13 protein-coding genes, 2 tRNA genes and 1 pseudogene are annotated in these 15,109 nt (G+C 42.4%); all 16 read left to right on the top strand.

Annotated elements, in window-relative coordinates:
* The first annotated feature begins 50 nt into the window (after positions 1–50).
* The 16 genes and pseudogenes from GPA07_RS00715 (at position 51) to GPA07_RS00640 (ending at position 15,108) form a co-directional block, all read left to right on the top strand.
* Positions 51–1,655 (top strand): putative polysaccharide biosynthesis protein, encoded by a 1,605-nt coding sequence (locus GPA07_RS00715; protein ID WP_157291870.1) that lies wholly within the window; start codon positions 51–53, stop codon positions 1,653–1,655.
* Positions 1,645–3,129, top strand: coding sequence for a bifunctional methyltransferase/pyrophosphohydrolase YabN (gene mazG, locus GPA07_RS00710; protein WP_157291869.1), 1,485 nt, complete (start codon positions 1,645–1,647; stop codon positions 3,127–3,129). The genes GPA07_RS00715 and mazG overlap by 11 nt, the downstream gene beginning before the upstream one ends.
* Positions 3,126–3,386, top strand: coding sequence for an RNA-binding S4 domain-containing protein (locus GPA07_RS00705; RefSeq protein WP_008341839.1), 261 nt, complete (start codon positions 3,126–3,128; stop codon positions 3,384–3,386). Before mazG ends, GPA07_RS00705 begins: the two co-directional genes overlap by 4 nt.
* Before the next feature lie 74 nt (positions 3,387–3,460).
* Complete coding sequence (gene yabP, locus GPA07_RS00700) at positions 3,461–3,769, top strand: sporulation protein YabP (protein ID WP_008357415.1); 309 nt, start codon at positions 3,461–3,463, stop codon at positions 3,767–3,769.
* Positions 3,766–4,404 carry a spore cortex biosynthesis protein YabQ gene (yabQ, locus tag GPA07_RS00695; protein WP_071168245.1) on the top strand — a complete coding sequence of 213 codons (639 nt, stop codon included), beginning with the start codon at positions 3,766–3,768 and terminating at the stop codon, positions 4,402–4,404. Before yabP ends, yabQ begins: the two co-directional genes overlap by 4 nt.
* 18 nt (positions 4,405–4,422) lie before the next feature.
* Positions 4,423–4,797, top strand: a complete 375-nt coding sequence (locus tag GPA07_RS00690; RefSeq protein ID WP_007496186.1) for an FtsB family cell division protein — start codon at positions 4,423–4,425, stop codon at positions 4,795–4,797.
* An 82-nt stretch (positions 4,798–4,879) separates the two neighbouring features.
* On the top strand, positions 4,880–5,275 hold the full coding sequence (locus GPA07_RS00685; protein WP_008357409.1) for a S1 domain-containing RNA-binding protein: 396 nt from the start codon (positions 4,880–4,882) through the stop codon (positions 5,273–5,275).
* A 180-nt stretch (positions 5,276–5,455) separates the two neighbouring features.
* A tRNA-Met gene (locus GPA07_RS00680) sits at positions 5,456–5,529 on the top strand.
* Positions 5,530–5,554: 25 nt separating this feature from the next.
* Positions 5,555–5,626 (top strand) — tRNA-Glu (locus GPA07_RS00675).
* A gap of 202 nt (positions 5,627–5,828) precedes the next feature.
* Positions 5,829–8,312, top strand: a complete 2,484-nt coding sequence (spoIIE, locus tag GPA07_RS00670; protein WP_071168244.1) for a stage II sporulation protein E — start codon at positions 5,829–5,831, stop codon at positions 8,310–8,312.
* Positions 8,313–8,388: 76 nt separating this feature from the next.
* Entirely contained in the window at positions 8,389–9,126 is a 738-nt protein-coding gene (locus GPA07_RS00665; RefSeq protein ID WP_071168243.1) for a vWA domain-containing protein, read from the top strand.
* Complete coding sequence (locus GPA07_RS00660) at positions 9,110–10,117, top strand: protein kinase domain-containing protein (RefSeq protein ID WP_157291868.1); 1,008 nt, start codon at positions 9,110–9,112, stop codon at positions 10,115–10,117. The genes GPA07_RS00665 and GPA07_RS00660 overlap by 17 nt, the downstream gene beginning before the upstream one ends.
* Positions 10,118–10,213: 96 nt before the next feature.
* Positions 10,214–11,636: pseudogene (gene tilS / locus GPA07_RS00655) on the top strand (tRNA lysidine(34) synthetase TilS).
* Positions 11,633–12,172 (top strand): hypoxanthine phosphoribosyltransferase, encoded by a 540-nt coding sequence (hpt, locus tag GPA07_RS00650; RefSeq protein WP_008357399.1) that lies wholly within the window; start codon positions 11,633–11,635, stop codon positions 12,170–12,172. The pseudogene tilS and the gene hpt overlap by 4 nt, the downstream one beginning before the upstream one ends.
* A 95-nt stretch (positions 12,173–12,267) precedes the next feature.
* On the top strand, positions 12,268–14,169 hold the full coding sequence (ftsH, locus tag GPA07_RS00645) for an ATP-dependent zinc metalloprotease FtsH (protein ID WP_008357397.1): 1,902 nt from the start codon (positions 12,268–12,270) through the stop codon (positions 14,167–14,169).
* 162 nt (positions 14,170–14,331) lie between these two features.
* Entirely contained in the window at positions 14,332–15,108 is a 777-nt protein-coding gene (locus GPA07_RS00640; protein WP_008357395.1) for a type III pantothenate kinase, read from the top strand.
* The last annotated feature ends 1 nt before the right edge of the window (position 15,109 follow it).

Below are 15,109 nucleotides of genomic sequence, written 5' to 3'. Positions count from 1 at the left end.
GTGCGTTTAAATGCAGATCTATTTTTTGATTGAACATAAAGGAGTCATCCATGAAAAATGCTGTGAATCAGTCGCATCGGCTTTTACAAGGTGCGGTGATTTTAACCATCGCAGGCTTGTTATCAAAGGTACTAAGTGCCGTATATCGTGTCCCTTTTCAAAACATCGTAGGAGACACAGGTTTTTATATTTATCAGCAGGTGTATCCCTTTCTTGGCATTGCGATCATGCTCGGAACAACAGGGTTTCCTGTCATGGTGTCCAAGCTCTTGAGCGAGCATGGTGAAGAGAATCGCCGAATCATTACAAGGGTATCCTTGGTGTATATCACTTTCCTGAGCTTGGTCTTATTTCTTTGTCTATACATAGGAGCAGGCAGCATTGCGAACCTCATGGCAGACAGCCAATTAATTTTGCTCATCCAGATGAGTGCGTTTGTTTTTCTATTTTTGCCGCTTACCGTTATGCTGAGGGGTGTTTTTCAGAGTGACGGCATGATGCTTCCCACTGCGGTCTCCCAATTGGTTGAGCAGCTAATCAGAGTAGGCGTCCTGCTTGTTTTATCCTTTTATTTTGTGAGACACGGCTATTCGCTTTATGAAACAGGAGCGGGTGCGGTGTTCTCCTCTATAGCGGGAAGTGCGGCCTCACTCATTCTCCTTCTTTTCCTTTGGCTGACCTATCGAAAGCGGTCTGCATCGGGCAAGATATTCAAACAGGCTGCGCTGCGGAAAAAAGATGTGCTGAAGAGTCTGGTGCTGTATACATTGACGATTTGTGTGAGTGGTTTGCTTATCCTATGGATGCAAATGATTGATGCCTTTCACCTCTATGCTTTGCTGCGCAGCGAGGGATTGAGTGAAACGGCTGCAAAGGCGGCAAAAGGCGTGTATGACCGAGGTCAGCCATTTTTGCAACTAGGGACGGTGTTTGCGATTAGTATCGGAACCTCTCTTGTTCCATTTTTGTCGTCAGCTTTGAGGAAAGGACAGCACGAAGCGATTCGTCAAAAAGTTCGTACGTCGTTTAAGACAACGGCGGTGCTGGGAATTGGTTCGGCAGTCGGGCTTATTTGTATTTTATCGTCAGTCAATACAATGCTTTTTCGTAATGACTTAGGGACAGGCGCACTGCAAATATTTTGTATATCAATCGCATTTACGTCGATTGCGATCACGCAAACAGCTTTACTTCAAGGACTAGGGCATACCGTGTATCCAGCTGTTGTGGTGATTCTGAGTGTGATGGTGAAATGGGGGCTGACGCTTGCCCTTGTCCCGGTATTCGGTATTTACGGTGCTGCATGGTCAACTGTCTGTGGTTTTTTCGCCGCGGCTGTGCTCAATGCGGTTTATTTGAAGCATAAAGGATGGATTTCAATCAGAGAGCTGTTCCCGGTAAAAATTCTTTTATCAGCGGCTTTTATGGCCATCGTTTTAATAGGATATCAGGTATTGTTTTCTTGGGTCATTCCCTTTGAAAAACGTCCGTTTTCCGTTTTGGAGAGTCTGACATCAGTTTTTATTGGTGGTTTCGCCTTTTTATATAGTATTCTTAAGCTAGAAGTATTTACGGACGAGGAATGGAGACTCATTCCATTAGGAGAAAAGATTTTATATTTTAAACAGATGAGAGGGAATCAAAATGGCAGGTAAGATGACAGTCGTCGGTCTTGGGGCAGGCGACATGGATCAGCTGACGCTCGGTGTATATAAGCAGTTGAAGCAGGCGAAAGAAGTATACATGAGAACACAGGATCATCCGCTCACAGCAGAGTTGATGCAGGAGGTCCCGTCTCTGATCTTTTTTGACGAGATTTATGAAAAACACGATGAGTTTGATTCGGTGTATGAGGAAATCACAGATATTCTATTCGCAGAGGCTGCGGAAAAAGATATTGTCTATGCAGTACCAGGACACCCGTTTGTAGCGGAAAAGACAGTGCAGCTGCTCGTCTCGCAGCAGAAGGAGCGCGGGGTTGAGGTGTATGTTGCTGGTGGACAAAGTTTTCTAGATGCGACCTTTAATTTACTGCAAATTGACCCGATTGAAGGGCTGCAATTTGTTGATGCAGGGGATATGAAAGCGGATGATCTGAAGTTCACCCAGCACGTGCTGATCTGTCAGGTGTATGATCAAATGACAGCTTCCAATGTGAAGCTCACACTTATGGAAAAATTGCCAGACGATTATGAAGTCTACATCGTGACTGCGGCGGGAAGCAGTCAGGAGCAGCTGAAAGCTGTTCCTTTATTTGAACTTGATCGAGATGTGTCGATAAATAACTTAACGAGTGTTTATGTACCTCCGATTCAAGATGAAAAGCTGCTCTATCAACAATTTGACACTTTCCGCGAAGTCATTCGTACATTAAGGGGACCAGGCGGCTGTCCGTGGGATCAAAAACAAACCAATGAGTCGCTCAAGCCTTACTTAATTGAAGAATGCTATGAGCTGCTTGAAGCCATAGATGAAGACGACCCAGATCATATGGTAGAGGAGCTTGGAGATGTGCTGCTTCAAGTTTTACTCCATGCTCAAATTGGTGAAGATGATGGCTATTTCTCAATTGATGACGTCATCCAGCAGGTGACAGAAAAGATGATTCGACGACATCCGCATGTGTTTGGTGATACGAATGTGTCTGAAGCATCAGATGTGGTAGCCAACTGGGAAAAAATTAAGCAGCAGGAGAAGCCGGAGCGGGCAGCATCTATTTTGCAGTCCATCCCAGCGACACTTCCCGCTCTAACAAAAGCCTATAAGCTCCAAAAGAAAGCTGCTAAGGTGGGCTTCGATTGGACAGAAGTAGAAGATATTTGGAACAAATACGAAGAAGAAAAGCAGGAATTCCTTGTGGAAGTGGCAGAGAAGACGCAGGAAGGTGCAACAAAGCACATGAAAGATGAATTTGGAGATCTTTTGTTTGTTCTCGTCAACATAGGTAGGTTCTATCAGCTAGAGCCTGAAACGGCTCTCTCATCTGCTAACACAAAATTCATGCGGCGCTTTCAGCATATCGAACAAAAAGCAAAGGACATGGGACGTTCACTAGAGGACATGACGCTAGAAGAAATGGACGAACTGTGGAACGATGCCAAACGCATTGAAAGAGGTGAACACACGTGAGACTAGATAAATTTTTAAAAGTGTCTCGTTTGATCAAAAGAAGAACATTGGCAAAAGAAGTAGCCGATCAAGGTAGAATTTCCATTAATGGAACGCAGGCGAAAGCCAGCTCTGACGTCAAAGAAGGGGACGAGCTTCAAATCCGTTTTGGTCAAAAGCTTGTGACCGTTCAAGTCAACGAGTTAAAGGACACAACGAAAAAAGAAGAAGCTGCTGGCATGTATACCGTGCTGAAAGAAGAGAAAACAGCAGAATAGGGCTTGTTCTAAATATCCCGCCTGTCACATACAATGCAGTAACAATGCAAGTATGAGATATGGGGGATGTATAAATGAATCAATATTATAATCAACCTCAAGGCACGAAGCTGTCATCAGAAGCGGAGCACAATATCACAATGCGCAACAGAAAGCATTTAGATATTACCGGGGTCAAACAAGTAGAAAGCTTCGATAATGAAGAGTTTCTGCTTGAGACGGTCATGGGGGTTCTCGCCATTCGCGGAGAAAATCTGCAAATGAAAAACTTAGACGTAGAAAAAGGTGTAGTGTCCATCAAAGGGCGTGTCTTTGACTTAATCTATGTAGATGAACAGCACGGGGAGAAAGCTAAAGGGATTTTTAGCAAGCTGTTTAAATGACGCTGACAGTCCAGTTTTATACGATGCTTTCGATGGCGGCGATGGGCATCTGGCTGGGCGCATCGCTGGATACGTACAAGCTGTTTGTGAATCGGGAAAAAACAGCAAAATGGCTTCTGGTCATTCACGATCTCATTTTTTGGATGGTGCAGGGGCTCTTATTCTTTTATGTGCTGCTGCTCACAAATGAGGGAGAATTCAGGTTTTATATTTTTCTAGCTGTTGCTTTAGGTTTCTCGATGTACCAGGCATTGATGAAACAGCTGTATATCAGCATCCTCAAGTTTATGATGATGTGTATAAATCAGACTGTTCTCGTCTTGAAAAGGCTGATCATGTTGATCGTCTTCCAGCCAATTCGCTGGATCGTTACATTGGTCATAAGTGCTATTCTGTTCTTGTTCCACTCGCTCTTACGTCTTGTTCATTTTACATTTCGACTCGTGTGGAAGGTGCTGTCAATTGTTTGTTATCCGCTTATTTGGTTACTCAATGTGACCATTATTCATCGGATTCCCGAAAAATGGCGAACATCATTAAGGTTGTTTTTCTCAAAAGGAGCAGGAATTTTACAAGGGATCAAGAAATTATCTCGTATCATCAAAACGAAATGGAAACAATTCTGGACAAAGTAAGAGAGGAGGCCTTCATCCTTGAACGAGAGAAAAAGAAATATCGCACAAATTCAAAACGATTATCAAAAACAAATGGAACAGCAAGCACAGCGCCTAAAACGCAAACGCCGCGGACTCCTTAGAAGGCTGACCGTGTTTGGTGTGATCGTGCTCATGTTTGCTGTCTTGGTGACAAGTGCCCTCTGGTCGCAATCGTCTGCATTGAAAGAAAAAGAAGAGAAGAAGGTTGCGCTAGAAAAAGAATTGAAGCAATTACAAACAAAGCAGGAAGATATTTCTGATGAAATTAAGAAGCTGAAAAGCAAAGAATACGTACTCGAACTGGCACGACGGGACTATTATATGTCCAAAAAAGGCGAAAAAATCTTTGATGTGGGCAATAAGAGCGATTAGCCTTGTTGACACTTAAAATTCAGTTTATGTATAATTGAACAAATGAGATTTTTTTATAAGTCTAAGGAGGAGCACTTTTTTTATGTCGATTGAAGTTGGCAGCAAGTTACAAGGGAAAGTTACGGGCATTACAAATTTTGGAGCTTTTGTGGAGTTGCCAGGCGGTTCAACTGGTCTCGTTCATATCAGTGAGGTAGCCGATAACTATGTAAAAGATATTAATGAGCATTTAAAAGTCGGTGAACAAGTTGAAGTGAAAGTGATTAACGTTGAAAAAGACGGTAAAATCGGCTTGTCCATTAAAAAAGCAAAAGATCGTCCTCAACAACAATCAAGACCGAGCAGAAATGATTTCCGTCCGAAGGAATCGTTTGAGCAAAAAATGAACAAATTCTTAAAAGATAGCGAAGATCGCTTAACATCTTTAAAACGAAACACGGAATCAAAACGTGGGGGGCGCGGAGCAAGAAGAGGTTAACTTGTTGCTGCTTTCTATATATTTTTCACAACAAAGCACCTGCTGTTCAGTGGGTGCTTTTCTTTCGATACAAATACAACGTTTTTTGAGATTTCGCCATTTAATTTAAAACTTTCTATTGACGGACAAGCGAATCCTTTGTATTATAGTTCTTGTGCTTCTTAGCGCATATTTCATTATGGCGGTGTAGCTCAGCTGGCTAGAGCGTACGGTTCATACCCGTGAGGTCGGGGGTTCGATCCCCTCCGCCGCTATCCTTTTAAATAGAACATTAAGCAAGGCCCGTTGGTCAAGCGGTTAAGACACCGCCCTTTCACGGCGGTAACACGGGTTCGAATCCCGTACGGGTCATCTTCAAAACAGCTTTCTATAGAAAGCTGTTTTTTTGTGCTTCCGTAAGATTCTGATGAAAGACATCGACTTTCATGAAAGTATGCCTCTTTGACGAATAAAGCGTCGAACGTTTTATGGAAACGACAACTTCTTTTGACAAAATTTCTTTTTCACCTTCGCTATAATGACAAGCAACGAATATTAGGTGGGGGATGAGAAGATGGAAAAACTAGAAAGAAGAACTGATTTAACTGGAGCCGGGTTTGAAAGAATCAGTGCAGGTTTGAAAAAGATGAAAAACCTGTTTCTTCATCATACACATTCTCTTTTTTTCTATAAAGGGTTTATTTATGTTGTTCTTGGCTTTTTATTAGGACGAGCCTTTATCTTATCTGAAATTATGCCGTTTGCTTTGCCTTTCTTTGGCTCCATGCTGCTCATTAAAAGGGATAAGGCCATGCTTGCCTGTCTTGCTTTACTCGCTGGGGCGATGACGATATCACCTCAAAATGCACTATTCGTGTTTGCGTCATTGATCGTGTTCCTGATCATGTCGAAAGTGGCGTCTTTCATCATCAAAGACCCGGTGAAAACATTACCGGTTGTGATTGTGCTTTCGATGCTGATGACTAGGGGAGCTTTTGTTTACTTAGAGCAGGGTGCTGTACAAAGCTATGACTATGTGATGGCTGGGGTCGAAGCAGGACTAGCCTTCATCCTGACACTGATTTTCCTGCAAAGTCTCCCTATTTTTACAGTCAGGAAAATAAAACACTCTTTAAAGGTCGAAGAAATCATTTGTTTTATGATTTTAATTGCATCGGTTTTGACAGGCCTAGCAGGCATTACCTATCAAGGGATGCAGGCAGAGCATATTTTGTCGCGATATGTAGTACTGACTTTTGCCTTTATTGGCGGGGCCAGTATTGGTTGTACGGTGGGGGTAGTCACTGGTTTAATTCTCGGTCTCGCCAACATTGGCAACCTTTATCAGATGAGTCTTCTTGCCTTTTCAGGCTTATTAGGCGGATTATTAAAAGAAGGAAAGAAGGCAGGAGCAGCCATTGGCTTAATTGTAGGTTCTTTACTGATCTCCCTCTACGGAGAAGGGTCAGCGGGGCTCATGACTACGCTATATGAATCACTCATCGCAGTTGCGCTGTTTCTGCTCACACCGCAGTCGGTGACGTCCAAGGTGGCAAAATATATTCCTGGTACGGTAGAGCATGTGCAGGAACAGCAGCAATATGCCAGAAAAGTACGAGATGTGACAGCCAAAAAAGTAGATCAATTTTCTCATGTATTTCATGCGCTGTCTGAGAGTTTTGCGACATTTTACGAGTCCATTCCTGAGGAGAAGAAGCAGGAAGAGGATGTAGATCTTTTTTTAAGTACGATCACAGAACGATCCTGTCAAACGTGCTATAAGAAAAATAAATGCTGGGTGCAGAACTTTGATACAACCTATGAACTCATGAAACAAGTTATGCATGAATCTGATGAAAAAACGTATGAGCATAACCGGAAGTTAAAAAAGAAATTCAGTCAGCACTGCTCAAAATCAAAGCATGTCGAAGAATTGATTGAAGAGGAGATCGCTTACTACAAAGCGAACCAGACCTTGAAGAAAAAGGTCCAAGACAGCAGGCGTCTTGTGGCAGAACAGCTTATGGGGGTCTCACAAGTCATGGAGGATTTTTCCCGGGAAATAAAACGAGAAAGAGAACAGCATTTTATTCAGGAAGAGCAGATGATAGAAGCACTTCAGCATTTTGGCATTGAGATTCAGCAAGTAGAAATCTATAGCTTAGAACAGGGGAATGTCGATATAGAAATGAGAATCCCGTATTGCCAAGGTCATGGGGAATGCGAAAAAATCATCGCCCCAATGCTTTCAGATATTTTAGAAGAACAGATTTTAGTGAAAACAGAGCAATGCGCCGAGCATCCAACAGGCTATTGTCATGTTGTATTTGGTTCAGCTAAATCGTATCGAGTGGCTACAGGCGTAGCGCATGCAGCGAAAGGCGGAGGGTTAGTATCTGGAGACAGCTACAGTATGATGGAGCTGGGGGCAGGTAAATATGCCGCAGCGATTAGTGATGGGATGGGAAATGGAGCAAGAGCTCACTTTGAAAGCAATGAAACGATCAAGCTGTTAGAAAAAATCTTGGCGTCTGGTATCGATGAAAAAGTGGCGATTAAAACGATTAATAGCATTTTATCTTTACGGACGACAGATGAAATCTACTCAACGTTAGATTTATCAATCATTGATTTACAGGATGCAAGCTGTAAGTTTCTAAAGATTGGTTCAACCCCTAGCTTTATTAAACGGGGTGATCAAGTGATGAAAGTACAAGCCAGCAACTTGCCTATTGGCATTATTGATGAGTTCGAATTAGAGGTTGTGAGTGAACAGATGAAGGCTGGAGATCTGCTCATCATGATGAGCGATGGTATTTTTGAAGGGCCAAAGCATATCGAAAATCATGATTTATGGGTCAAACGAAAAATGAAGAGTTTTAAAACAGAGGATCCACAAGAGATTGCTGATTTATTAATGGAGGAAGTCATTCGAACAAGATCAGGTCAAATTGATGACGATATGACGGTTGTCGTCATTAGGCTCGACCATAACACACCAAAATGGGCATCCATTCCGACAGGTACATTCTATCTGGAGAAACAAGAGATTTCTTAACATATCGTATAATATGAATTTCTTCTGGCGATGATGGGGATATAAGCATTCAGTTACAATCCCAGGAGGAATGAAGATGCGAAAAGGTCACGTAAACCAAATCTTATTGATTACAGATGGCTGCTCAAATCATGGGGAAGACCCACTTGCGATTGCCGCATTGGCAAAGGAACAAGGGATCACAGTCAATGTCATTGGCATTATGGAAGAAAACAGACACGATCATGAAGCGATGAAAGAAGTAGAGGGGATCGCTCTCGCAGGCGGAGGCATCCATCAGGTTGTCTACGTCCAGCAATTGTCTCAAACGGTACAAATGGTCACAAAAAAGGCGATGACACAAACGTTACAAGGTGTTGTGAATAAAGAATTGCAGCAAATTCTTGGCAAAGATACTGAAATTGAAGAGCTTCCGCCAGATAAGCGTGGAGAAGTGATGGAAGTTGTCGATGAGTTAGGTGAGACTGTTCATCTTCAAGTGCTCGTGCTTGTAGATACAAGTGCAAGTATGAAACCGAAGCTGCCAACTGTCAAAGAAGCACTGATTGATCTCTCTATTAGTTTAAATTCGAGAATTGGTGAAAATCAGTTTGGGATGTGTGTATTTCCCGGGAAACACTCAGATGCAGAAATTGTGTTGAACTGGACGCCTCGGTTCGATTCGTTATCATCTATTTTTCCAAAGCTGACTACCGGAGGGATTACACCAACTGGGCCAGCAATCCGAGAAGCACTTCAGCATTTCAAATCAGTTCGTTCACGTAAAGGGCTGCTTGAAGCAAAGGAAGAGCATGATGATGAATTCGGCTTCTAACATCCCGCTAGGTACGATGATCAAAGGGAAATGGCATCACCATCATTACCGCATTGTAAAAGAGCTGGGAAAAGGGGCGAACGGTGTTGTCTATCTGGCCGAATCGCCAAATGGGCAAGTGGCCCTTAAAGTGAGTGATGACAGTATGCTCATTGCATCTGAAGTCAATGTATTAAAATCCTTTTCAAAGGCTCCTGTGAAAACCATGGGGCCTTCTTTTTATGATATGGATGATGCCCTTTATCCTGGCATGTTACAAAAGCGTTCGTTTTATGTGATGGAGTATGTCAGAGGACCGTTACTGCTCGAATTTGTGAAACAAAAAGGCGATGAGTGGATCATTGTTCTTATGATTCAACTTTTGTCTAACCTGTCTCACCTACATAAAGAAGGCTGGATATTCGGTGACTTGAAACCTGATAATCTCATCGTTTCAGGTCCCCCAGCCACGATTCGATGTATTGATGTTGGAGGAACAACGAAGGCAGGAAGGGCAATTAAGGAGTATACAGAGTTTTTTGACCGCGGCTACTGGGGATTCGGTACAAGAAAAGCAGAACCATCTTATGATCTATTTGCCTTAAGTATGATCATGGTGAACTGTGCCTATAAAAAAGAATTCAAAAAAGGGACAGAACCAGAAAAACAGCTTTATCGGGCTATTGAGGGACAACCTTTATTAAAGCGATATGAGAGGGTGTTAAAGGCTGCTCTTCAAGGTAAGTATCTATCAGCGGAAGATATGAAACGTGCGATGCTGAGAGAAGGCCAGCTGCTTGCTTCAAGCAAAACACGCCAAAAGAAGCAAACGCAGCCAAACAGACAAAAGCCTGCTGTTCATCAAAACCAGCAGGTGACTTCACGATCGAGAGTGGCTTCGTCGAAAAGAACATCAGTACGCAAAAAATCAGGCGGACTTTTTGAAACCATTCTCATCGTTTGCAGTGTACTCGCTCTTTACTGTGCATATGTGGTTTTATTCCTGTTGTAGAGCTGTAAAAAAGCAGGCTTCTTCTTTGCTTGGAGCTACTGAAAGTGATAGGATATGTATATCTTTAAATTACCTGCTCTTTGTGAGGAGGAAGTTGTGAATAGAATTGAATCTTTTTTGAAAAAACATGATGTTTCCCTTGAAAATACGACAGTCATTGTCGGGGTTTCTGGCGGACCAGATTCTATGCTCTTGCTGCATGAACTAAACAAGCGTCAAAAAGGTTCCTTTCAGCTGATTGCAGCCCATGTAGATCACATGTTCAGAGGAGAAGAATCCTTTGCTGATTTGGCATTTGTTGAAGCGTACTGTAAAGAGCATGAGATCCTTTTTGAATCGGCACGCATACAGGTCACCCAATATGCAAAAGAAAACCGCTTAAACAAACAGGCAGCTGCAAGAGAGTGCAGATATGCTTTCTTTCGTCAATTGATGGAACAGTACAACGCTCAATTTATAGCGCTTGCACATCATGGAGACGATCAAGTAGAAACAATGATGATGAGGCTGACAAGAGGGACTGTTGGAATAGGGCTCGCAGGTATTCAAGCAAAACGTCCTTTTCAAGAAGGTTGGCTCATTCGTCCGCTCATTGGATATTCTAAGGACGACGTGCTCACAGCTTGCGAAAAAGAACATGTTCCCTATGTCATTGATCAAAGCAATCACACAGATGACTACTTGAGAAACCGGATAAGAAGACACATTCTTCCCGTGTTAAAAGAAGAGGCACCTCATGTGCATGAAAGCTTTCAGTTTGTAAGTGACATGCTGACTGAGGATGAGCATTACTTGCAGGCATTAACAAAGAAGCAAATGAACCAAGTCATTACGAGTCAAACGCCTAAGCAAATTGAGATCAAAACGAAGCCTTTGCTTGACCTGCCTTTGCCTTTACAAAGAAGAGGCATTCAACTAATATTAAACTATCTTTATGAAAACACTCAATCAGCGTTTTCAAACCAGCATATTCTAGGGACTTTGGACTGGTTATCTCATACTGATCAACCGTCTGGATCATTAGATCTGCCAAAAGGTTTACAAGCTGTCAAATCTTATGATCACTGTATGTTTACCTTTGAACGCTCGCTAGTCATAGATCAGTCTTATGCTCATCTTTTAAAGGGTGAGATCGGCGAAGAACTTTTTCTCCCGAATGGACAGTCTATCGTGGTATCAAATCATGTTCCGAAGGATGCACGGAACGGGAACCATTTTTTCTTGCTTCAAAAAGATCATGTTCGATTCCCTTTGATCATTCGCTCACGAAAAAAAGGTGATCGAATCAAACTTAAAGGGATGAATGGATCAAAAAAGGTGAAAGATATATTTATTGATAAAAAAGTGCCTCTTGCAGAAAGAGACAGCTGGCCGATCGTCACTGACTCGGATCATCAAATCATCTGGATCCCAGGTCTGAAAAAATCCGTTTTTGAAGAAATTGATATGACAAACAGCGATCTCATTGTATTACAATATAGACAGCACGAAAATTTGTAGGGGGCAAGCAAAAGCATGAAACAAGATATTGAAAAGATTTTGATCTCAGAAGAAGAGATCCAGCAAAAAGTAAAGGAACTGGGCGCAACATTAACCAGCGATTATGATGGTAAATTTCCCCTGGCTATTGGTGTTTTGAAAGGGGCTCTTCCATTCATGGCAGACCTGATCAAACACATTGATACATATTTAGAGCTCGATTTTATGGATGTATCTAGCTACGGAAAATCTACCGTATCTTCTGGAGAAGTGAAGATCATTAAGGATTTAGATACTTCTGTTGAAGGAAGAGATATTCTAATTATGGAAGATATCATCGACAGTGGGTTAACTTTGAGCTATCTGGTAGAGCTTTTCCGATACCGTAAAGCAAACTCCATCAAAATTGTGACGTTGCTTGATAAACCAAGCGGCCGCAAAGCAGACATCAAAGCAGATTATGTTGGGTTTGAAGTACCAGATGCATTTGTTGTCGGCTATGGATTGGATTTCGCTGAACGTTACCGAAACCTCCCGTATATTGGAGTGTTAAAACCATCTGTTTACGAAGGCTAATCAGCATACGTATACATGAGGTTATTGGTTGTGTTGGAATGATTTTCTATGATACTATTGAACATAGTTGTGCTTACTGTGGGAGGAGGTAAGGAATGAATCGGGTTTTTCGTAATACGATTTTTTATATACTTATTTTATTACTTGTGATAGGGGTTGTGAGTTATTTAGGGTCCCCTAATCAAAAGCCTGAGAACATGTCTTACAGCAAATTTTCGCAAAATCTAAGTGCGGGAAAAGTGGAGAGTATCTCCATCCAGCCTGTAAGAGGGGTTTATGAAATTCGTGGTCAATTAAATGGCGCGAAAAAAGATGAATACTTCATTACCCATGTTCCAGATGGTCAAGGTGTTGACCAAATTTACAGTGCGCTGAAGAATACAGATGTAAAAGTAGAACCAGCACCTGAAACAAATGGATGGCTGCAAGTTCTGACAACCATCATTCCGTTTATCATCATCTTTATCCTGTTCTTCTTCTTATTGAACCAAGCTCAAGGCGGTGGAAGCCGTGTCATGAACTTTGGTAAGAGTAAGGCAAAGCTTTACACAGAAGAGAAGAAACGTGTGAAATTTAAAGATGTTGCCGGTGCGGATGAAGAAAAGCAAGAGCTCGTAGAAGTGGTTGAATTCCTGAAGGATCCTCGTAAATTTGCGGAGCTTGGCGCAAGAATCCCTAAAGGGGTTTTACTAGTAGGACCTCCAGGTACAGGTAAAACATTGCTTGCGAGAGCATCTGCAGGAGAAGCAGGCGTTCCTTTCTTCAGCATCAGTGGTTCTGACTTCGTCGAGATGTTCGTCGGTGTCGGTGCATCACGTGTACGTGATTTGTTTGAAAATGCGAAAAAGAATGCACCTTGCTTAATCTTTATTGATGAGATTGATGCAGTAGGTCGTCAGCGTGGAGCAGGTCTTGGCGGTGGTCATGATGAGCGTGAACAAACGCTTAACCAGCTTCTTGTTGAAATGGATGGTTTTAGTGCTAACGAAGGTATTATTATCATTGCTGCGACGAACCGTGCAGATATCCTAGATCCTGCGTTGCTGCGTCCGGGACGTTTTGACCGTCAAATTACGGTTGACCGCCCAGATGTCATTGGCCGTGAAGAAGTACTGAAGGTTCATGCGAAAAACAAACCGCTTGATGATACAGTTAACTTGAAAGCCATTGCAAGCAGAACACCAGGGTTCTCTGGAGCAGATCTTGAGAACTTACTAAACGAAGCAGCGCTCGTTGCTGCCCGTCAAAACAAAAAGAAAATCGATATGCGTGATATCGACGAAGCGACTGACCGTGTCATCGCTGGGCCGGCGAAGAAAAGCCGCGTCATTTCGAAGAAAGAACGTAATATCGTGGCATACCATGAAGCGGGTCATACCGTCATTGGACTTGTCCTTGACGAAGCAGACATGGTGCATAAAGTAACGATCGTTCCTCGTGGTCAGGCAGGCGGATATGCGGTCATGCTTCCGAAAGAAGACCGTTATTTCCAAACGAAGCCAGAGCTTCTTGATAAAATTGTCGGCTTGCTCGGCGGGCGTGTTGCAGAGGAAATTACGTTTGGTGAAGTAAGTACAGGCGCACACAACGACTTCCAGCGTGCAACAAGCATTGCAAGAAGAATGGTAACAGAATTTGGTATGTCTGATAAACTTGGTCCGCTGCAATTCGGTCAATCACAAGGAGGTCAAGTATTCCTTGGCCGTGATTTCAACAACGAGCCGAATTATAGTGAAGCGATCGCTTACGAAATTGACCAAGAAATTCAGCGTTTCATTAAAGAAAGCTACGAACGTGCGAAACAAATTCTCACTGAGAATAAAGATAAGCTAGAAATCATCGCACAAGCTCTTCTAGAAGTTGAAACATTAGATGCTGAGCAAATTAAATCTCTTTACGAAACTGGAAAGCTTCCAGAGCGTGTATACGCAGATGACGAAGAGAAAAACGATGATGTGAAAGTCAACATCAAGAAAAAAGAAGATGAGGAGATCTAATCTCCTTCTGTGAAAGCTGTCGGGATCACCGGCGGCTTTTTTTATTTCGATTCATGAATGGATCGGTTTCGAATTGTTTACAAATGGAACTCCATTCGTGTATGGTATGATAGAAAGTCGAAAAATGCTCTTTTTGAGAAACTATTCAAAGTGGTGATGAAGTTGTTACTCGTGATAGATGTAGGAAACACAAATACCGTTTTAGGTGTTTATCATAATGGCGAATTGAACTACCATTGGCGAATTGAAACAAGCCGTCATAAAACAGAAGATGAATTTGGTATGTCGATCAGGTCCTTATTCGACTATGTAGGGCTGATGTTTGACCAAATAGAAGGGATTATCATCTCATCTGTTGTCCCGCCAATGATGTTTGCACTAGAAAGAATGTGTGAAAAGTATTTTCACATTACACCCCAAATCGTAGGGCCTGGAATGAAGACGGGATTAAACATCATGTGTGACAATCCAAAGGAAGTCGGCGCCGATCGAATTGTCAATGCGGTAGCAGCCATTCATCTATATGGTGCACCTCTCATTGTGGTAGACTTTGGAACAGCGACAACTTACTGCTATATCAATGAACAAAAACAATACATGGGTGGAGCCATTGCACCGGGTATTACCATCTCAACTGAGGCTTTATATACAAGAGCGGCTAAGCTGCCAAGAATTGAAATCGTCCGCCCGGATCATATCGTTGGAAAAAACACCATCAGTGCGATGCAATCAGGTATTCTATATGGATACGTTGGCCAAGTCGAGGGAATAGTGAAACGGATGAAGCAGCAAGCCAAACAAACACCGAAAGTTATTGCAACAGGCGGTTTGTCTACATTGATTGGAAAGGAATCAGACTGTATTGATGTTGTCGATCCGTTCCTAACATTAAAAGGACTTCAATTAATTTATGAACGTAACCGTGTCGGTGTAATATAGG

Origin of the sequence: Bacillus sp. ms-22 (genome assembly GCF_009759805.1) — a bacterium.
GTDB classification, from domain to species: Bacteria; Bacillota; Bacilli; order Bacillales; family Bacillaceae; genus Bacillus; species Bacillus xiamenensis.
Note: the sequence above shows the minus strand (reverse complement) of the source record. Positions and strands in the feature narration are given on the sequence as shown.